This is a genomic window from Paenibacillus sp. S33 (assembly GCF_053615415.1).
Window position 1 is genome coordinate 1,770,680 of record NZ_JBSIEZ010000001.1, and the last position, 19,401, is coordinate 1,790,080.

At 41.8% G+C, this 19,401-nt stretch carries 19 protein-coding genes and 1 pseudogene; 16 read left to right on the plus strand and 4 right to left on the minus strand.

Annotated elements, in window-relative coordinates; translation table 11 throughout:
* The first annotated feature begins 135 nt into the window (after window positions 1-135).
* From ACWGXJ_RS08330 to ACWGXJ_RS08370, 9 genes and pseudogenes are all read left to right on the plus strand, one after another.
* A complete protein-coding gene (locus ACWGXJ_RS08330) occupies window positions 136-1,281 on the plus strand; it encodes a YrpD family protein (protein WP_452566551.1) in 1,146 nt (381 codons plus the stop codon).
* Complete coding sequence (locus ACWGXJ_RS08335; RefSeq protein WP_452566552.1) at window positions 1,208-1,657, plus strand: copper amine oxidase N-terminal domain-containing protein; 450 nt, start codon at window positions 1,208-1,210, stop codon at window positions 1,655-1,657. Before ACWGXJ_RS08330 ends, ACWGXJ_RS08335 begins: the two co-directional genes overlap by 74 nt.
* A 91-nt stretch (window positions 1,658-1,748) precedes the next feature.
* Window positions 1,749-1,964 carry a DUF3102 domain-containing protein gene (locus ACWGXJ_RS08340; protein ID WP_452566553.1) on the plus strand — a complete coding sequence of 72 codons (216 nt, stop codon included), beginning with the start codon at window positions 1,749-1,751 and terminating at the stop codon, window positions 1,962-1,964.
* 1,010 nt (window positions 1,965-2,974) lie between these two features.
* Window positions 2,975-3,298, plus strand: coding sequence for a hypothetical protein (locus tag ACWGXJ_RS08345; RefSeq protein ID WP_452566554.1), 324 nt, complete (start codon window positions 2,975-2,977; stop codon window positions 3,296-3,298).
* A 676-nt stretch (window positions 3,299-3,974) separates the two neighbouring features.
* Complete coding sequence (locus ACWGXJ_RS08350) at window positions 3,975-4,196, plus strand: hypothetical protein (protein WP_440722899.1); 222 nt, start codon at window positions 3,975-3,977, stop codon at window positions 4,194-4,196.
* Window positions 4,197-4,657: 461 nt separating this feature from the next.
* A pseudogene (locus ACWGXJ_RS08355) lies at window positions 4,658-5,383 on the plus strand (WXG100 family type VII secretion target); the annotation flags it as partial.
* 8 nt (window positions 5,384-5,391) lie between these two features.
* The gene (locus tag ACWGXJ_RS08360; RefSeq protein ID WP_452566555.1) at window positions 5,392-5,820 is read left to right on the plus strand and encodes a hypothetical protein; all 429 of its coding nucleotides are present in this window, start codon (window positions 5,392-5,394) and stop codon (window positions 5,818-5,820) included.
* A gap of 13 nt (window positions 5,821-5,833) precedes the next feature.
* Window positions 5,834-6,085, plus strand: a complete 252-nt coding sequence (locus ACWGXJ_RS08365; protein WP_023987879.1) for a hypothetical protein — start codon at window positions 5,834-5,836, stop codon at window positions 6,083-6,085.
* 281 nt (window positions 6,086-6,366) lie between these two features.
* The gene (locus ACWGXJ_RS08370) at window positions 6,367-6,669 is read left to right on the plus strand and encodes a YunC family protein (RefSeq protein WP_061831876.1); all 303 of its coding nucleotides are present in this window, start codon (window positions 6,367-6,369) and stop codon (window positions 6,667-6,669) included.
* A gap of 150 nt (window positions 6,670-6,819) precedes the next feature.
* Here ACWGXJ_RS08370 and mtnA read toward each other — a convergent pair whose 3' ends face one another.
* Entirely contained in the window at window positions 6,820-7,929 is a 1,110-nt protein-coding gene (gene mtnA, locus ACWGXJ_RS08375) for an S-methyl-5-thioribose-1-phosphate isomerase (protein ID WP_452566556.1), read from the minus strand.
* Window positions 7,930-7,934: 5 nt separating this feature from the next.
* Window positions 7,935-9,158, minus strand: coding sequence for an S-methyl-5-thioribose kinase (gene mtnK / locus ACWGXJ_RS08380; protein WP_452566557.1), 1,224 nt, complete (start codon window positions 9,156-9,158; stop codon window positions 7,935-7,937).
* Window positions 9,159-9,471: 313 nt separating this feature from the next.
* On the opposite strand from mtnK, the gene ACWGXJ_RS08385 reads away from it, so the two are divergent.
* The 6 genes from ACWGXJ_RS08385 (at window position 9,472) to sufB (ending at window position 15,557) form a co-directional block, all read left to right on the plus strand.
* Entirely contained in the window at window positions 9,472-9,942 is a 471-nt protein-coding gene (locus tag ACWGXJ_RS08385) for a Dps family protein (RefSeq protein ID WP_069291579.1), read from the plus strand.
* A gap of 444 nt (window positions 9,943-10,386) precedes the next feature.
* The gene (gene sufC, locus ACWGXJ_RS08390) at window positions 10,387-11,169 is read left to right on the plus strand and encodes a Fe-S cluster assembly ATPase SufC (RefSeq protein WP_013309552.1); all 783 of its coding nucleotides are present in this window, start codon (window positions 10,387-10,389) and stop codon (window positions 11,167-11,169) included.
* A gap of 23 nt (window positions 11,170-11,192) precedes the next feature.
* Complete coding sequence (sufD, locus tag ACWGXJ_RS08395) at window positions 11,193-12,497, plus strand: Fe-S cluster assembly protein SufD (RefSeq protein ID WP_025719242.1); 1,305 nt, start codon at window positions 11,193-11,195, stop codon at window positions 12,495-12,497.
* Complete coding sequence (locus ACWGXJ_RS08400; protein WP_452566558.1) at window positions 12,494-13,717, plus strand: cysteine desulfurase; 1,224 nt, start codon at window positions 12,494-12,496, stop codon at window positions 13,715-13,717. Before sufD ends, ACWGXJ_RS08400 begins: the two co-directional genes overlap by 4 nt.
* Complete coding sequence (gene sufU, locus ACWGXJ_RS08405; protein ID WP_069012768.1) at window positions 13,707-14,129, plus strand: Fe-S cluster assembly sulfur transfer protein SufU; 423 nt, start codon at window positions 13,707-13,709, stop codon at window positions 14,127-14,129. Before ACWGXJ_RS08400 ends, sufU begins: the two co-directional genes overlap by 11 nt.
* Before the next feature lie 30 nt (window positions 14,130-14,159).
* Complete coding sequence (gene sufB / locus ACWGXJ_RS08410; protein WP_013309556.1) at window positions 14,160-15,557, plus strand: Fe-S cluster assembly protein SufB; 1,398 nt, start codon at window positions 14,160-14,162, stop codon at window positions 15,555-15,557.
* 502 nt (window positions 15,558-16,059) lie between these two features.
* Here the strand turns inward: sufB and ACWGXJ_RS08415 are convergent.
* Window positions 16,060-16,899, minus strand: a complete 840-nt coding sequence (locus ACWGXJ_RS08415) for a manganese catalase family protein (RefSeq protein WP_452566559.1) — start codon at window positions 16,897-16,899, stop codon at window positions 16,060-16,062.
* A 206-nt stretch (window positions 16,900-17,105) separates the two neighbouring features.
* On the opposite strand from ACWGXJ_RS08415, the gene ACWGXJ_RS08420 reads away from it, so the two are divergent.
* Window positions 17,106-17,960, plus strand: a complete 855-nt coding sequence (locus ACWGXJ_RS08420; protein ID WP_165176019.1) for a manganese catalase family protein — start codon at window positions 17,106-17,108, stop codon at window positions 17,958-17,960.
* 172 nt (window positions 17,961-18,132) lie between these two features.
* Here the strand turns inward: ACWGXJ_RS08420 and ACWGXJ_RS08425 are convergent, their stop codons facing one another.
* Entirely contained in the window at window positions 18,133-19,197 is a 1,065-nt protein-coding gene (locus ACWGXJ_RS08425) for an HD-GYP domain-containing protein (RefSeq protein ID WP_254325998.1), read from the minus strand.
* Window positions 19,198-19,401: the final 204 nt, after the last annotated feature.

Below are 19,401 nucleotides of genomic sequence, written 5' to 3' on the forward strand. Positions count from 1 at the left end.
TGCGTATATGTCTATTTATTCTTTAAAATTAACATATAAGGTTTTAAATAGATTTTAATGTTGATAAATAGGAAAAAATGGGTAATATTATCTCGTATAACATTTTCAAAAAAATTCTATTTAGAGGAAGTTAAAATGAAAAAGGAAATGATATTATCAATTATGGCAGCTGCTTCTTTGGTTTTTTCTCCGTTTGCTGGACATATTGCAAGCGCAGAAAGTGCAGACAAAATTTTGGAGGGGACTAATGGTAGGGAAATTGTAATACATAAACCGGATGACATCTCTAGTGCAAAAATTGATGAACTTGTAAATCATATTAAGAAAGGGATTGAAGAGGATAGAGTCGGAAACCAAAAGCTAGGTTTAAATAAAAATGTGTCGGAAAGTGTTTATGATAATGCAATTTATGATTACACTATTATAGCCGAAGATTATGTTTACAAATATGAAGAGGCTCCCGATAAAGCTCCAGAACTTACTATTGAAAAGCCAGATGTTAAATACTTAACTGAAGGTCAAAACGATAGAATCAATACTTTAGCTTATAATATTGGGGATGGTATTGGGGGTAGACAGAATATAGTCAAAAATGGAAGCTACCTATCTACTTTGTTAAGACTTCCACTTGATTCACAAGTTGGTGAAGAGACAGCTGCCTATAACTATTCTGGATTCTCTTCAGGTGCATACGAAGCAGACATGGGACTAGTCTATGATTCTAGTGTTGGTTTAGGTTTAGCTGAAAAAGGATGGAAACCAACTATGGTCGTGAAAAAAGGTAAAGTATGCAGTCCTGCTAAACTTATTGCAGGCTATGCAGATGTACAAGGTGCAAATGCATACTTACCAAATTCCGATGTGAATTTGTATATATGGTATAATGATGGTGGTAAAGTAAGGATGAAGATTAATGGTACAGCAACATGTTCAAATCAGTCCTGTAGTAGCAGTAAAGATACTCCCTTAATTTCTATTATGGAAACTAATGATAGTCTCGGTCTTAATAGCGTCGATCAATGGAAGCTTCTATCAACGGTTGTTTCAACAGATGATAGAGGACGGAATAAAGCTACCTATTCAAGTATTAAAGTAGACGGTGCCTCAGTCCCAAGTAGTGCCTTTAGTGCTCCGCTTACTGATTTTGCTAACATCAAACGCGATGGTAATAACACTGTCACTATAACTGTAAAAGGAAGTAATACTAATGAAAAGAAATCTTTTTATAATGGTTTTAATTCTATTAATAGCAGCAGTTTTTTCTGGAGCGATTTATGCTGAAGAGGTATTCAAACCTAAAGTATACGTTAATAATAAGAAACTTGATTATGAAACTTTTATTTCCTATTCTGGAGTGGCAATGGTTCCATTTCGTGATATCTTCGCAAGATATGATATGGAAGTGAAATGGGATAACGCACAAAAAACAGTAACGGCCTCAAGCAAGGACGGTTCCAATGTAATAAAATTGACTCAGGATAGTAATGATGGTTATGTGAATAATAAAAAGTATAATTTGACGCAATCCCCGGCTTTAGTTAATGGAGTTTTATATGTGAACCTTAGGTTCATTAGTGAATCGATAGGTGCGAAAGTGAATTATGATAAACCATCACTTTCTATACACATAACTCTCCCTAAAGCTGCAAAAGAATAGAGACTTTGGCCCGGTAAATATTCCGGGGTTATTTTTTGTTTTGAACTAATATAAAGAAATAAACAGTTATAAACAAATAGCTGGACAGTCAGTGTTTGAGATTGGACGAAGATTAAAGTATGTAAAAGAGAATGACTTGGTTCATGATGAGTGGTACGAGTGGTTAAAGACAGTTGATTTTACTCCCAGAACAGCGCAAAGAATGATAAAAGCTTTTGAGCAGTTTGGAAATGCGACGATGTCGTCGCTTTTGACAGACAGCAAAGTTTTCGAAATGGTTCTCTCACCGAATCCATTGATCGTCTAGATTTTATTGATCAGGTGCATATTGTCCCTTCAACTGGTGAGAAGAAGACGGTGGATGAAATAACTGTGCGTGAGGTTAGATTTGAGTTTCATCTATTATTTATATGACATGAACCAACTTGATAGAGTGAAAATAGATGAAAATAACACTTCCATTCCGCTCCTTCCCTTAGTCCTACGATTCGATTGAGCTACGATACAAAATGCAGATAAATAAAGGAAAATCCAATTTTGTATTTCATACAATTGAATTTAGTTATTAGTAATAATGTTTTTGCTAGTGACGATACTTCTGAAGAAATGAAGGGCGTTACAAAAGCAATAGTCCCTGATAGTGTATTAGAGAACTTAATCATCCTGATAAAATCTATACTAAAGATGGATTATTTATAAAAAAACCGCAATCTCTCCATGATGAAGATAATTTAAATAAAGATGAAGTAGTCTACGATGTTTCAAAGACTAATGATGAAACTAAAGCAATCATTCAATATGATGCTACTTACATCAAGAAAGAAGACAGTAAATAGATTTGTGTACTAAAGCATTTGAAAAGTTAAGTTTTATAATTGGAATATCTAGGGCGACTTCGGTTGCCCTTTTTTTATGCTCAATTTAGTCAAGGTCTTTTTCAACACTATGTCATAAGCGGTTATGGTACATGTCAAATAGTATAAAGTTATTGGATGCAGCCTACTCATCTTCAAAAAATAAGCAACTATATAATATTTATGAGGGGAAGCTTGTTAAATTTCAACCAGATGGTGAAATGGGTTGGCATCCATGTGAGGTTACGAACCCTGCTAGAGAAGTACCTGCTGATGTATTAAGGCAGTTCCTAAGGGATGGTAAAATTACGAAAGTGGAGTACAATAAGCTATTAAGAAATAAGTGAGGTGCGTTATTCTGAGAACATTTGGAGATAAAAGTACTTTTGCTATCCAATATGAATTTGTAAATAATCCTTTTAACGAAAAGAGTTTAGCTGGTGAATCATGGGGAAGAATTGAATTGTTTGTTCGAGGAAGAAATATTTTCGAGTATAAGAGAGAAAACGTTGTAACACCTTTTCAATGGAATTTAATTTATATTGTTGAATGGTTTAGTGAAAATCATATGCATATATTGAGTGATGAAGCATTTCCTCTTCCAGTTGAAGGACAAAACTCTCTTGAACTTATAGATAATTGTTTGTTGTTTGAGTCCGATAATGACGCTGAATTTGATCAATGGTTCGATACAAAGCAAGAATGGGAGTTTAAACACTCATGGTTTTCAAATAGAGCAGGCTCATTTTTGCCTGATGTATTCTTCAGGGAGTTAACGATGAAATAGAGATTGCATGGGATAATGAGTCTACGTACTCTTCGGAAGGGATCACTTTCATGAATCCAATTGGAGTTGAATATATCCCCATTGGTATATTTGATTCTACTGTAAGGAATTTTGTTGAAGATTTCTTGGATAATCTTCTATTTAATTCTAAGAACAAAAGTGACGCCGAAAAAATTTGTGAAAAAATAAAGGGCTTAATAGTCCAAGAATAGTTTTACTGCTTTGATTATCTTTATGCCTCTAAGGTTTTTTTGATGAGCTATCAGTGCCCAATAAACTATAACTATCAATACTTAACACTAAATAATACAGTGGGCTAGATGGGATTATTCATCTAGCCTTTTTGGTTAGTATGGGTTAGAGAGGATTTATGTTTTTTAAAGACTGAAAAATAAAGCCTCATTTAAAGGACTTTTTGTGGTCTGGGAGCTGTGTATGGGGTACCACATAAATTGTAAGCACGACAAAGCATATAGTCTCCTATGCTTAACATTCGTTATAAAGTAGTAAGATGCCATTACACCTAAGAAAATTAAAACAATTGCGCTACACGCGATGTAGGTTACACGAATCATGGAAATTCAAAGCAGCATTCAGAGTGGTCTCATGAACATGTTTTTGAATGGCAAGAAAGATGGGCATTTAAAAGAGTTAACAAGAAGTAGGAGGGACTTTTTTGGAATACAATGAATTGGTGGAACGTTTTGAAATGGGGGAAGAGTTTCAGTTCTCCTATAAAAATGATAGCTATTGGATTAGCCAGAATGAAGAAGGGTACTTTCTTACTCGTGAAAGAGACAGTTTTTCGCAGTCGTTTGAATCAGCAAGAGAGTTGTTTACTCTTGGGAAGATTGATGATAAGACTATTTTAGAGTTGTGGGATAACATAGACATTTGAAAAAGTACAATTTGAGCCTACTCCTTAATAATAAAAACGGGAGTGGGCCTTTTACATAGTTAGTCAATCTGAATAAAGGAGGATGACATTTACAAACACCTTGCTTTATACGTAGATGCGTCAAATTCAATTTACCATGCTCCAATATCAAACATGACTAGTTGTTGAGCTAGGATAAGGGAATCAAGCAGATGAACAAAATGCCCATCTAAAAGATATTACCGATACTGTTAAGGAACTCGGTATCACGAAACAACAGCTACATAACTATAAAAAACTCCTAAAGTTGATTCCTGAGTTACAGGATATGTTTGAAGATCAGGAGTTGAAAGCGATGACTATAAGCTTTTGGTCATAGGTATAAAGTTATCTTATTTCACATAACCATTAGGAATTAAGTTCGTTTTCCATAAATCGGAATAATGTTACTATGTCATAACGAACTCTAACAGATGTATATTATGACAACAATTAAAATGACACCTGAGCAACTTATGACTGCCTCCAAGCAGTTTGAGTTAGCACAGCAAACGGCAACTCAAATGAATAGTAATTTAGTACAACAAATTTCATCTATGGGGCAATTGTGGGAAGGACTGACTAAAGAGAACTTTTACTATTCCTTCCAAACCTCTCAGAAGAATATGAATGACTTTGTTACCTTGACGGATTCTATTGCTAGGGAATTACGTCACCATGCAGATAAATTCAGATTAGCAGATCTGATGGAAGCAGGTAACATTGACGCAAGTTGTTTACCACCTCCACCGAATTCATGTGCTGTTCCTGCTCCAGATACACGGAATGCGTTCCAAAAATCAGTAGATAGCTTAACTGAACTAGGTCAGGATTTTGTAGACGCTAATTCAGTACGCTATGAGAAAAAGTTTGATTCAGTCTGGAGCTTTCTAGATTATATGTCGTACGGCATTCCGAAGGGAATGTATCAAGGGTACATGGAACGGGCAGCTAAACAAAACGATTCATGGAATGACATGCTCAATTTCGGTACATTTGGGGTATCGGGCATGATTCAGGGAGCATTTAATCCCAACAATGCCTGGTCAAAGGAACACTGGGCTAATATGATCGGTACAGCAGGATTGTTTGGAGGAGTTAGTTCGGTAATCAAGCCTAAAATTAGTTTGAAATCATCTATTAAGTATGAGATTCCGAAGAATAATACGAATTCGAATTGCGTAATTCAATAGAATCTGAACCTAAAACAGAAGTACAAACAGGTGGAAGAAACGATCTTTCAATTGATGAATATTTCCGTAGAGAAGCTGAAGCAGATGAGATGTATGATCAAATCAGAGCTTCTGATAGTGATGTAAGAGCAATAGCTGAAAATTCTGGAATGAAGGAAAGTAGAGTTCAAAGAATCAAAGAACACGTTTTCATAAATGAACATATAAAGTCAAGTGGTTATGGCAGATTTCATTCTGATTACGAAATAGCTCAAGCTTGGGATAGATTACAAAAAGGATTACAAACAGAAAAAGATATGGATTTGCTTAATCATGAATTGTTTGAATCCAGATTTGAGGGTATATTTAAAACAGACTATGAGACTGCTCATAAAGCAACGGTAAGGTCGGGTCGTCCATGGGAAATAGAATAGAGGAGATTTTATAATGGGAGCATTTGTTTTGCTTTTTAAAGAACATGAGGATGAGAATGTAGTTATTTATAGATATGGTCCAAATGAACACATTATGGGGAAAATTCAATTGAACAAAGAGACTAAGCTATTCTCTGAAATTGAACCTTTACCAGATCCGAGTCATTCAAATAAATTTTATTTTGATAGGGCTGCACAGCGGATGGCACGTTGCTTCGTTAAAGAAGGTGGTATATTTCCCGAAAAGTTGACATTTGAATCATAAAGTAGCTTCAATAATACGAACCGAGCTTGCTCCTTTAACAATAAAATGTGAGTGAGCTTTTTCCATTTTTCATAGTAATTTATCTGATAAAGAAGATAATTTGCATGCACCTAAGAAATTAGAGGTGGGTTTAAACAGGAGAGTCTTTTTTGATATTGCCTGTTTTGCTGTAAATACATAATCCTCCTAAAATTTTGAACGTATCCACGAGCGTCCACACTTACCCGCAAATGCCGCATAAAATATCCCGGGTAAACAAAGAGGAGGTGCATGTAATAACCATGATACACATGGAACCCGTACAAGTGGGTGAGCATACATTTATCGGAGTCGAAGTCAAACTGCCTAAAACAACGCTGCTGACTATCTCCAACTCCCGTGGTTACATCATGTGTGGTGCACTGGATGTTGGACTGCTCAATGAGCGGCTGGCGGATCGGAAAATTCTTGCCGCACGAGCTGTGGGGGTAAAAACGCTGAAAGAATTGTTGGAAGCGCCGATGGAATCGGTGACGACAGAAGCGGAGCAACTGGGGATTAAGCCAGGTATGCCAGGATACGAAGCACTTTTGAAACTGGTGTAATGAAGCCTATGTGCATATGTTGCATAAAAGTAGAGGAACAAGAACCGAAAAAAACCGGACTTTTTGGCTCCGGTTTTTTTCATGAGAAGTTCTATTCTATCGAGAAGAATTCTTTGAATTATATACGAACTATATGATCTGCAAGAACAATTATTCGGCAAACAAATTGGTCAGGCTCTCGCTAAAGGGTGCTTGTACAATTCCTTTTTCGGTAATGATGGCGGTAATGTACTCATGAGGTGTAACATCGAAAGCTGGGTTGTAGACTTTGATGCCCTGCGGGGCGGTCCTTTTACCAAAGCTTTCGGTAACTTCCTCCGCAGAACGCTCCTCGATCGGAATATCTGCGCCTGTTGCGGTCTGCAAATCAATGGTAGATAGTGGGGAAGCGACATAAAAAGGAATGCCATGCGCCTTCGCTAGCACAGCTAGACTGTATGTGCCGATTTTGTTGGCCACATCGCCATTAGCAGCGACTCTATCTGTGCCGACAATAACGGCCTGTACCCATCCTTTGGACATCACCATGCCCGCCATATTGTCGCAGAGCAGGGTGACATCAATGCCTGCCTGCTGAAGCTCGAAAGCGGTCAGGCGCGCACCCTGCAGCACGGGGCGGGTTTCGTCAGCAAATACTTTGAGGTGGATGCCGTTCTCCTGCGCAAGGTACATCGGCGCGAGCGCTGTTCCGTATTTGGCTGTCGCCAATCCGCCTGCATTGCAGTGAGTGAGTACGCCCATCCCGTCCTCGAACAGAGGTAAAGCATGGATGCCGATCTGGCGACATACTTCTTCATCCTCTGCCTGAATGGCTATGGCTTCACGCTCCAGCCCGGCATTCCAGTCTTCGACCTGGCCTCCGCCAGCTTCAACGATGAGTTCCCCGGCCCGCTTCTTCATGCGGTCCAGAGCCCAGAAGAGGTTCACGGCTGTCGGCCGTGAGGTAGCCAAATGTCCGCACACGGCATGTACATGCTCCAGCCACCCAGCAGCGTCGGTGCCGTCGTAGGCGGTAGCTCCTAGCACAACGCCGTAGGCCGCTGCCATCCCGATGGCGGGCGCACCGCGTACCTTCATGGCATGTATGCCATCCCATACTTCATCGGCCGTGAATAAATCCAACATGACAATCGTTTCGGGCAGCAGACGCTGATCCAGCATGGACAAATGGTTACCTTTCCACACCAGCGAAGATAGAGCCTGCCTGGACACTGCAGTTTTCCCAGAGGTTACGGGTGCCAATTCTTTCTCTTCACTCATATTCATTAAGCTCCTTTAGTTTGGGCAGCTGTTGCTGTCCGAACAATGTCTCCCAGTTCCCAAATCGAATGAAGCTCGCGATTGCGAAGAACCAAGGATTTACCGATAGATAACGCCAGACGTTCCGCAGCTTCCTTGATAGCAGGATCGGCAATGGTGTCGATATCTGCCACATGCGACAGGCTGATGATACGGCGAATCACTTTGCACCCTGCAAAACCAATCGTATCTTGCAGTACTTTCTGGAGATACAAGTCCTGATATCCCGCTGTACGTGCCATATGATCGGTGACATGCTCTTCCCACAGTTTACGGAACCTACTCTCAAACTGCTCCCATACCTGACTGGCAGTCTCCAGAAGCCAGTCACGTCTTTCCTTTAGAGCTTTCTCGCCAGAGGTCCATCCGGGCTGAGCTGCGTAGTTCAACAGCAGATTGGCGATCACCGCTCCGATGTCAAAGCCCATGGGGCCGTAGTAGGCAAATTCAGGATCAATGACTTTAGTCGATTCGGTCGTTACGAAAATGCTGCCAGTATGAAGGTCACCGTGCAGAAGCGCTTCGGTTCGTGTCAAAAACTTTTCTCGCAGCAAAGCCACTTCCAAGTGAAGCACTTGATCTGTACGTAGCGCCTCTGCTTCGTCTTCGATGTAGGCACCATAGCTGTTATTATCTGAGAACCGATACGGTTCATCCAGAATCAGATCTTCAGTTATTTTGCAGAGATCTGGGTTGATAAAGCGTTTAACCAGATCTTTTTTGTCCTGCTGATTCATGCCCAAATCTGAGGTGAAGAAGAGCGTGCGTGCCAGAAACTCCCCAATATGATTAGCGAAATATGGATAGGTGTTTCCTTCTATTAGTCCTTTGCGCATGATGGTGTGTGAGCTAAGATCCTCCATCACGGTCAACGCAAGCTCATCGTCATACGCCAGTACCGCAGGAACCAATTTGGGGCAAATATGGTGTTCCTGCTGAAGTGCCTCGCGTTCAATACGGGCACGATCCAGTGAAAGCGGCCAGGATTCACCCACAATTTTTACATAGGGAAGTGCCTGCTTGGCAATGATACTCTTGTTAGATTCAGAATCCGTAATGTGAAAAACCAGATTTAAGTTACCATCACCGATTTCTCGGCATTCCAGACGGGCATCCTGACTAAAAAATCCGGGGATGTTCTTCACGAATTCGATTGCTTCTTCGGTCGTTAAAGGATGATATTGGGACAACGAAGTCACCTCCATAAATTGTGCGCATGTAAATAGTTCAAAAAATATCACAAGATTAAACCAAGTATTTTGATAGGATAGAGAAAGTATAACGAAAATCATTGAAGTTTTGTACATTTTTTTTATGGGGATTGAAAGAGGAAGAAAGGAGTACTCTTTTTTTGTTTCGTCTACGTGTAGTAAGGGTAAATATGAAACAGACGTCCGGCAGGTGATATTAGGATGCCCGCTGGCGTCTTACCGTCAGCAATGACGGTGATGGATATGTAAACGTTCCTGAAAATCAATTTGATGAAAAAGGAAGGGATTTATGATGGCTAAAACAACAAGTAACTCGAAAAATACGCAAACCAAATCAGTGGAGGAACTTTTAAACCGTCAAGTCGCTAACCTCAATGTGTTATATGTAAAAATTCATAACTATCACTGGTATGTGAAAGGCTCCAGTTTCTACACACTCCATGTAAAATTTGAAGAGTTATACAATGAAGTGACATTGAAAATGGATGAGATCGCCGAGCGTTTGCTCGCGTTGAAAGGCTCTCCTTCCGCAACGTTGAAGGAATACCTGGAGCTGTCGTCGATTCAGGAAGCAAACGGCAACGAAGATGCTCCCAAGATGGTACAAACCTTGATCGAGGATTTTGCAACTGTATGTGAGGAGTTTCAGGAAGGTATCGAACTGGCGGAAAGCAATTCCGACCAGCCAACTGCAGATTTGCTGATCGGTTATAAAGCGGATCTGGAAAAACATATGTGGATGCTTCGCTCTTATTTGGGCTAATTGTCAGAATTTCGATTCATCACTTATGCCTAGTTCGGTGAATTTAACTCCACTCCATAGTGATGGGGTTACGCTCTGAAATAAACCCTTTACATGTAAAACGCTACTGACGTCATGCTGTCAGTAGCGTTTTTATGGCTGAAAAGAGATCATGTATCTCATGTTTTTTGTACAAATTTATAATTATATAAACATTCGCAGGATCTATTTTGCCATTTGTGTGCTTGGTAGGGTGAACATTTTATGAAGAAAGTTGGATAACGTGTGTCTGTTGGTTGCACCCTTCAAGATATTTATTATAAAATAACTTGAGAATCATTGAGAATCAGTTTAGAATGATTATAAATAAATTTTTAAATATTACTTGAAATCAGGGGGCTCCCCTGTTTAAATATACTTTCTGATTTCGACACCACACTACATTTTTTGGAGGGTATTGCGAATATGGCTACAAACTTTAAGATTGAAGGTCTCAAAGCGACCATTGAAGGCAAGGAAATTTTGAAAGGTATTAACCTCGAAATGAAGGGCGGAGAAATCCATGCCATCATGGGTCCTAACGGTACGGGTAAAAGTACACTTGCGTCTGCTTTGATGGGTCATCCTAAATATGAAGTCACAGATGGTAAAGTAACTTTGGATGGAGAAGACGTGCTGGATATGGAAGTGGATGAGCGTGCACGTGCAGGATTGTTCTTGGCGATGCAGTATCCGAGTGAAATTGCAGGGGTAACGAACTCTGACTTTTTGCGTAGTGCAATCAACGCTCGCCGTGAAGAAGGACAAGAAATCTCCCTGATTAAGTTTATCCGTCAAATGGAAAGCAAAATGAAAGAGCTCGAAATGAATCCTGAGTTTGCTCACCGTTACCTGAACGAAGGCTTCTCTGGTGGTGAGAAAAAACGGAATGAAATTTTGCAAATGATGATGATTGATCCGAAAATCGTCATTCTTGATGAAATCGACTCCGGTTTGGATATCGATGCTTTGAGAATCGTGGCTAGCGGTGTCAATGCTATGCGTTCCGAAGAGCGTGGTTTCCTTATCATTACTCACTATCAACGTCTGTTAAACTACGTTAAACCAGATTATGTACATGTGATGATGCAAGGACGTATTGTTAAATCCGGTGGTCCTGAGCTTGCTGAGCGTCTGGAAGCGGACGGTTACGATTGGATCAAGGAAGAACTGGGTATCGTTGATGAAACTGTAGGACAAGAGGCGTAAGCCGGAAGCGAGGAGGAAAACTAATGACTACACAAACAATCCTTCCGGTAGATTCCGAGCAACTGCGTGTTCTGTCCGAACGTAACGGCGAACCATCTTGGCTGGCCGAAGACAGACAAAAAGCACTTGAGCTTGCAGGCAAACTGGAGCTTCCGGTATTTGAAAAAACAAAAATCGAACGTTGGAAATTAAACGATTACGGTCAACATAAACAGAGCGAGGTCATTGCATCGGTAGGGCAGGTTCCTGCAGCCATTGCTGATCTGGTCAAAGAGCAACAGGAGGGCGGTCTGATTATTCAGCGCAACTCCGGCGCGGTATATGTGAAGCTGAGCGAGGAATTGGCGGCGCAAGGCGTCATTTTCACGGATTTACAAACAGCGGTTAAAGAGCATGCTGATTTGGTTAAAGCTCATCTGAACACAGTTATTAAGGCTGAAGAAAATTCATTGTCTGCATTGCATGCAGCACTCTGGAATGGTGGAGTATTTGCTTATGTGCCTAAAAATGTAGAGCTGAACGTTCCGCTTCAAGCTGTATTCCTGACGGACGATGCGACTGCAACATTTGCACCGCATGTGCTGCTCATTGTTGAAAGCCACAGTTCCGTGACTTACGTAGACAACTATGTATCTGCGGATTTGGCGGCACCTGTTCTTCATAACGGTGCGGTAGAAGTTGTTGCAAATGCAGGAGCTAAAGTACGTTATGCGACAGTTCATCAGTTTGGGGAGCAAGTAACGGATATTTCGATTCGTCGTGCCACGTTGGGAAATGACGCAGCTATCGAATGGATTGTGGGCGAAATGAACAACGGTAATACAGCAAGCAATACCATGTCCGTGCTCAAAGGCAATGGCTCCAATTCGGATGCCAAGATCATTGCTGTGGGTTCCGGCTCACAAAAGCTGAACTATACGACACAAGCACAGCATTTTGGTAAAAATTCCGCCAGTCAGATGATTACGCGCGCAGTAATGCGTGAAGAAGCCTCTTCCATCATTAACGGAATTACAAAAATTGAAAAAGGTGCTACCAAAGCAGACGGTCAGCAAACAGAACGTGTTCTGATGCTCAGCCCGAAAGCGCGTGGTGACGCTAACCCGATCCTGCTGATTGATGAAGATGATGTAACGGCAGGTCACGCAGCATCGGTTGGTCAGGTAAACCGTGAACAAGTGTATTACTTGATGTCCCGCGGGATTAGCCGTGCAGAGGCTGAACGTCTGATTATTTATGGCTTCTTGGCACCTGTCGTATCTGAAATTCCGCTCGAAGGACTTCAACATCAGCTGCAAAGCCTTGTTGAAAGGAAGTTAGGCCAATGAATACTGCATTGATCCGTGAACAGTTCCCGATTTTACATCAGGAGATTAACGGTCATCCGCTGGTTTATTTGGATAATGCGGCCACTTCGCAAAAACCGCTGGCGGTCATCGAGGCGATCAAGCACTACTACGAATATGATAATTCAAATGTTCACCGTGGTGTGCATACCTTGGGTAGCCGCGCAACGGATGCTTATGAAGGTGCGCGGGAGAAGGTAGCCCGCTTTCTGAATGCAAAGCGCAGTCAGGAAATTATTTTTACAAGAGGAACAACAACGGCGCTGAATCTGGTCGCTTCTTCCTATGGCAGATCTAATTGCCAGGCAGGTGATGAAATTGTCATCACACAAATGGAGCATCACAGTAATCTGATTCCGTGGCAACAGGTAGCCAAAGCCACAGGCGCGACTTTGAAATATATTCCACTTCAAGAGGATGGTAGCGTTGATCTTGCTGATGTGGAGAATACCATTACAGAAAACACAAAAATTGTAGCGATTGCACATGTCTCCAATGTGCTTGGTGTTGTGAACCCTGTCAAAGAGATTGCAGCTATTGCGCATCGCAAAGGGGCAGTTATCGTTGTAGACGGTGCACAAAGCACACCACATATGAAAGTAGACGTGCAAGACATCGATGTTGACTTTTATGCCTTTTCGGGTCACAAAATGTGTGCTCCTACTGGGATCGGGGCACTGTACGGCAAGAAGGCGCTGCTGGAGGATATGGAGCCCATTGAGTTCGGCGGGGAAATGATCGACGATGTGGGATTGTATGAATCCACATGGAAGGAGCTGCCTTGGAAATTCGAAGGTGGAACTCCGATTATCGCCGGAGCTGTTGGCTTGGGAGCTGCCATTGATTTTCTGGAAAGCATCGGACTGGACGCCATTGCGCAGCATGAAAGCCGTCTGTCCAACTATGCCCTCAAACGTCTCCGTGAAGTGGAGGGGTTGACTATTTACGGACCTGCAGAACGTCATGTCGGGCTCGTAACCTTTAACCTGGATGATGTGCATCCGCATGATGTAGCTACTGTACTGGATAGCAAAGGGGTAGCTATACGTGCGGGGCATCATTGCTGCCAGCCGTTAATGCGCTGGCTGAAAGCCAGTGCAACTGCACGTGCTAGCTTTTATCTCTATAACACGGAAGAAGAAGTCGACGCTCTGGTCAGCGCCTTAATCCAAACAAAGGAGTATTTTGGCGATGCAACTTGATGACTTGTACCGACGCGTGATTATGGATCATTATAAAAATCCGCGCAATCGCGGACGTTTTGAGGACGATGCCGTTACGGTGGATTTGAATAATCCTACGTGTGGTGACCGAATTTCCCTTCAACTCAAAACGAAAGACGGCGTGGTCGAAGATGCCCGTTTTACTGGCGAAGGCTGCTCGATTAGTATGTCCTCAGCTTCGATGATGACAGAAGCAGTCAAAGGAAAAACGATTGATCAGGCACTGGATATGGCGAGCCGCTTCTCTTCTTTAATGAAGGGAGAAACCGTCGAATTCGATGATTATGAAGAATTGGAAGCTTTGTCAGGCGTAAATAAGTTCCCGGCCCGCATCAAATGTGCAACACTGGCTTGGAACGCGCTGCGCAAAGGGATTGATGAAGATAAATAATTTAAATAGAACAGAGGAGGTTTGAGAAACATGGCCAAGAAAGCACCGGAAATGGAAGAGTATAAATATGGCTTTCGTGACGAGCACAAGTCCATTTTCCAAACAGGTAAGGGTCTCACTCCGGAAATTGTAAAGGAAATCTCCAAAATTAAGGATGAGCCAGAATGGATGCTGGAGTTCCGTCTGAAAGCACTGAAACAGTTTGAAAAAATGCCAATGCCAAACTGGGGCGGAGATATGGATGAACTGGATTTCAACGATATCCAGTACTATGTAAGACCTTCCGAGAAACAAGGGAAGACATGGGAAGAAGTTCCGACGGAAATTAAAGAAACCTTTGATAAATTGGGTATTCCTGAGGCGGAGCAAAAGTTTTTGGCTGGTGTATCCGCACAGTATGAATCGGAAGTTGTCTACCACAGTATGCAAAAGGAACTGGAAGATCAGGGCGTTATTTTCATGGATACCGATACGGCGTTGCGTGAGCATCCTGAGATTCTGAAAGAGTATTTTGCAACAGTTGTACCTCCTGCGGACAATAAGTTTGCAGCACTGAACAGTGCGGTATGGTCAGGCGGAAGCTTCATCTATGTACCAAAAGGTGTGAAATGTGAAGTTCCATTGCAGGCTTACTTCCGTATCAACTCGGAAAACATGGGTCAATTTGAGCGTACGCTCATTATTGCTGACGAAGACAGCTTTGTGCATTATGTAGAAGGCTGTACGGCTCCAATTTACAGCACGAACTCGCTGCATAGTGCGGTGGTCGAAATTATTTGTAAGAAGAACGCACGTGTTCGTTATACAACGATCCAGAACTGGGCACCAAACATCTATAACCTGGTAACCAAACGTGCGGTTGCGGAAGAAAATGCAACGATGGAATGGGTCGATGGTAACATCGGTTCCAAGTTGACGATGAAGTATCCAGCCGTTGTATTGAAGGGCCGTGGAGCGAAAGGTATGGTCTTGTCCATCGCTGTTGCAGGCAAAGGCCAGCATCAGGATGCAGGTGCGAAAATGATTCACTTGGCACCAGACACCACCTCCACAATTGTATCCAAGTCGATCAGTAAGCATGGCGGTAAAGTAACGTATCGCGGATTAGCTTCGTTCGGTCGTCAGGCTCAAGGTGCAAAATCGAATATCAAGTGTGATACGTTGATTTTGGATAATCAATCAACTTCAGATACTATTCCTTATAATGAAATTATGAATGACGACATCACGCTTGAACACGAAGCAACAGTTTCCAAGGTATCGGAAGATCAGCTGTTCTATCTGATGAGCCGTGGTTTGACTGAAGCAGAGGCAACGCAAATGATCGTTATGGGCTTTATTGAGCCGTTCACCAAAGAACTGCCGATGGAATATGCGGTAGAGATGAACCGTTTGATCAAGTTCGAAATGGAAGGTAGTATTGGTTAAAACGCAGTAACCCTTGGTGTGACAGGTTCTTAAGGTAATCTAAAGCTGTTAAATTGGAGTCTTGCCGATTTGTGCTGACTCGGATTTCCTACTAGTATAGGAGGCGAACTTTTTAAGTTCGTCTCCTTTTATTTTTTCGACTGACGTGTAAATACATGTCTGTGATAATTTTTTGACTCCCTTGTGTCCAAGTCATTTAGGCACGTATTTTTTACTCACACCAGCCTCCAATAAAGCGCATGAGTGTGTCTGAGGGCGTGCGGTGAGAGAATTTGGAATGCTCTCATGAATTATATCTTTAACTTCCAATGAAATGAGGTTTTTAAATGAATTTCGATCTAAGAGGACCAGAATCTATGACACCGCAGGTAAATGAGTGGCTAATGAACTTCCTAACAAAGCGAATGACAAAAGGAGCACAGTATAAAGTCCTACTACCCTTAATTGGTCGGCAAAAAGCCGAAGCCGCCCCAAAATTTGGGACAGCTCCTCCTGCTACATATTATTTATCTGAAGTTTTATGGTCTAAGTCATGATGCAACTCGGTTGCTGGTATTTTAGCTTTATAGATTTGACCTTTGGCAACAGGGTTAGAGATGTATACATAGCTCCCGCTTCCATCCGGTGCGCTTCCTGTTGCCCACAAACCTTCACTAGATTCTTCGCCTTCAGACAAATTCCAAAACTCATAAGCTTCAGGCTGAGACTCTTGCTCTGCTTCAGGAGGAAAAGAAGCCGGGACCACAACACCGTTTTTTTCTTCTAATTCTTGGATCGCCGCCATCCATTGATACTGGTGATAGCGGTCACGTGCTAGCATTTTCCGTAGTGTAGCTCTGACGCTTTCATCTTGTGTCATATGATATAGCCTTGCTACCTGCAATCGACCCTGACTCTCTGCGTGCAAATTGGACCGCATATCCGCCAATAGGTTGCCACTTGCGACGATATAAGAGCCGTTCCATGGAACTCCATTTGAATTACTAGGTAATCCGCCAAGACCGCTGACCAGCAAGTGCTGCGGGTTAATTCCCCCCATAATGGCAGCTGTAACAGGGTCTTTTGCAGCTTGTTCTTGATCTTCTGGTTTAGCTCCATCAAGTAGTTGACTAATTAAAGCACACAGCATCTCCACATGCCCTACTTCTTCAGTTCCAATGTCCATTAGCATATCTTTATATTTTTCTTCACCGCGGCAGTTAAACCCTTGAAATAAGTATTGCATCATCACGGTCATTTCTCCAAATTGCCCTCCCAAAACTTCTTGTACCTGCCGGGCAAAAAGAGGATCAGGACGCTCCACTTTCACTTCAAACTGCAGCTCTTTTTGATGTCTAAACATAATTACTCCTCCTATAATTAAAGCAGCTTAGTGAATTCTAACTGTATTTAACCTTTTCAAGATGTAATAAAACGAGGATCAGCATAACAACATTCTGATAGGAGTTTTTATATTTAACTATCTGTTTGTTTGGTTTGTATAAAAATTATTAAAGAGGGAAGCATATGTTTCACTTTAAAATAAAGAGTTCAAGGAGGATTTTTGCATTGTATTTTTATAAAGAAGATTTAATTAACTTAATAGTACCCGATAAGCCCGACCCGGCTGCAGCTAAAGTGATTCAAGAAGTATTAGGTGGTCGCTTCGGAGAAATGCGTACCATGATGCAGTTTTTCTTCCAAAGTAATAATTTTCGTGGTAATGCTGTGCAGTATAGGGATTTGATACGGGGAGTTTTTCTAGAGGAGCTTAGTCATGTTGAACTGGTTCAACATACTATAAATCAACTTCTGACTGGCTCAGGCGCAGACCAAGCCGGCGATGCCGGAATTGATCATGCTCCTTTAGATGAGGCGATAAAACACGCAAATCCTCATCATTTTATTATGGGAGCTCAAAGTTCCTTACCTGTTGATGCAAGTGGAAATCCTTGGCTAGGTAGTTATGTTTATTCCCACGGCAATCTAATTAGTGATTTGCTTGATAATCTCGTACTCGAATCTACAGGGGTTCTGCAAAAATCCCGAATTTACGAAATGAGCTCGAACAAAACATTCCGGGAAACGTTGGCTTTTTTGATTGTGCGGGATAATGCTCATCAAAATGCGTTTGCTAAAGCTTTAGAGACACTTGGAGTTGATTGGGGAAAATTGTTCCCGGTTCCAAACTACGATATTAACAAGTATCCAGAATGCCGGAAGTATGTTGAAATGGGCTTTCACAATGCACAGTTTAATTTTCGATTGGATTCTACCCGTATTGGAGAAATATTCAATGGGCAAACTCCAAGCAGAAACGGTGGGGATTTGAGTGTAGTGGATCCTCCAGAAGGTTTTCCTCTTCCGTATATGCCTGAATTGCCTAATGAACATAGCCCAGGTCTGCATGATCTTAACACTTAGGTTTAAACAAATAAGTAAGGAAAGTAACTAGGTTAATGTCCGTAACATAAAAAGAGGCTGTCCTTCGTAAAGAACCTACGAATCAAGGACAGTCTCTTTTTATTCGCGTAGCCTGTAATTCGGCATAACATTTCGTTCTACCGAAGTAACGCCGGGAGGCAGTAGTAGCGGATCAGGATTCCAAATAAATTTCATCAATGGATACATGGCGTTCTCTAGACAAATCTACATATTCATCATCGTTAATTCTCACTAAGGGTCTGAAGTAATCAGCAGGATTGTTTAGAATAATCGTTCCTGTCTGACCTGTAGTCAGCAGAACCTGCTTATTAATGAAATTAGGAAGCATGTGTCTGATGAACACTTGGGTAGCTTCTGGGTTTAGATGTCCAAAACTCATGCTGTGCAGCTCACGTAATACGGTGAGCAGCTCCTGCTTCGTCTGGTACACACGATTGGAAATCATCGCGCTATACACGTCGGCAATAGCTGTTATGCTGGCAAAAGGATGAATATCTTCCTTGAACAGTCCATGGGGATATCCACTTCCATCTTCACGCTCGTGATGCTGCAGGGCGACAATTGCAGAAATCTCATCGCTGGTTGAATTGCGAATAATATCATAGCCATATAGCGAATGTTTTTTCATCTCATGGAATTCTTCGGGTGTCAGTTTATCCGGTTTGTTCAAAATTTCATCCGGTATCATGGACTTGCCTATATCATGTAAATATCCAGCTTTACCGGCGGCATATGCTTCTTCTTCCGTATATCCAAGCCATGTGGCAATGTAATATGACAGTACGCCTACTTGGAGAGAATGATTATAGGTATAGTGATCTCCCCGTTCCATAATTAATAGCAGAGATACGACATCTTTTTGACGAGCCAGCTCTGAAACGAGAGGGCCGAACAGCTCATCCACTCGATATTCATCAAATTTTCCAGTTGAGGAGGCTTCGAGAAACATGCTTTCAAAGCCACTGATCGTCTGCTCCATGAGAGGAACGGCACGTTTGAGGGACTCGGGGGAAGCTGGGACATCGGGGGCAAAGTCAACCGGAATGCTCGCTGAACCGGCATCAATGTCGATATAATCGACACCGTGCATAATGAGTTTGGAAATATCGTCATGCTGTAGCTCGGTGCCCTGAATCATGACAGGTACACCGTGCCCATTGTATGTATCGGATTTGAGGCGATCTCCCGGTTTGGCATCGGTAACGTGTACTCTCATGCGCTAACCTCCTTATTGTCGTAAATTTGTCGAAAATACGAAACAAACTTAATATATCAAGAATTAAATGGGATGACAACGACTAATTTACTATTATTCCAAGCTGTAAAATAGGTCCCAGGAACCCGTTTCCTATCAGATACCTACAGTAGATAACGTCAATACTTTTCACTATGTTTATGATATGAGATTGCCCAGAGACTA

Coding starts and splice junctions, on each gene's coding strand:
- ACWGXJ_RS08330 (WP_452566551.1), top strand. CDS start 136: ATGAAAAAGGAAATGATATTATCAATTATGGCAGCTGCTTCTTTGGTT.
- ACWGXJ_RS08335 (WP_452566552.1), top strand. CDS start 1,208: ATGAAAAGAAATCTTTTTATAATGGTTTTAATTCTATTAATAGCAGCA.
- ACWGXJ_RS08365 (WP_023987879.1), top strand. CDS start 5,834: ATGGGAGCATTTGTTTTGCTTTTTAAAGAACATGAGGATGAGAATGTA.
- ACWGXJ_RS08370 (WP_061831876.1), top strand. CDS start 6,367: ATGATACACATGGAACCCGTACAAGTGGGTGAGCATACATTTATCGGA.
- mtnA (WP_452566556.1), bottom strand. CDS start 7,929: ATGAGTGAAGAGAAAGAATTGGCACCCGTAACCTCTGGGAAAACTGCA.
- ACWGXJ_RS08385 (WP_069291579.1), top strand. CDS start 9,472: ATGGCTAAAACAACAAGTAACTCGAAAAATACGCAAACCAAATCAGTG.
- sufC (WP_013309552.1), top strand. CDS start 10,387: ATGGCTACAAACTTTAAGATTGAAGGTCTCAAAGCGACCATTGAAGGC.
- sufD (WP_025719242.1), top strand. CDS start 11,193: ATGACTACACAAACAATCCTTCCGGTAGATTCCGAGCAACTGCGTGTT.
- ACWGXJ_RS08400 (WP_452566558.1), top strand. CDS start 12,494: ATGAATACTGCATTGATCCGTGAACAGTTCCCGATTTTACATCAGGAG.
- sufU (WP_069012768.1), top strand. CDS start 13,707: ATGCAACTTGATGACTTGTACCGACGCGTGATTATGGATCATTATAAA.
- sufB (WP_013309556.1), top strand. CDS start 14,160: ATGGCCAAGAAAGCACCGGAAATGGAAGAGTATAAATATGGCTTTCGT.
- ACWGXJ_RS08415 (WP_452566559.1), bottom strand. CDS start 16,899: ATGTTTAGACATCAAAAAGAGCTGCAGTTTGAAGTGAAAGTGGAGCGT.
- ACWGXJ_RS08425 (WP_254325998.1), bottom strand. CDS start 19,197: ATGAGAGTACACGTTACCGATGCCAAACCGGGAGATCGCCTCAAATCC.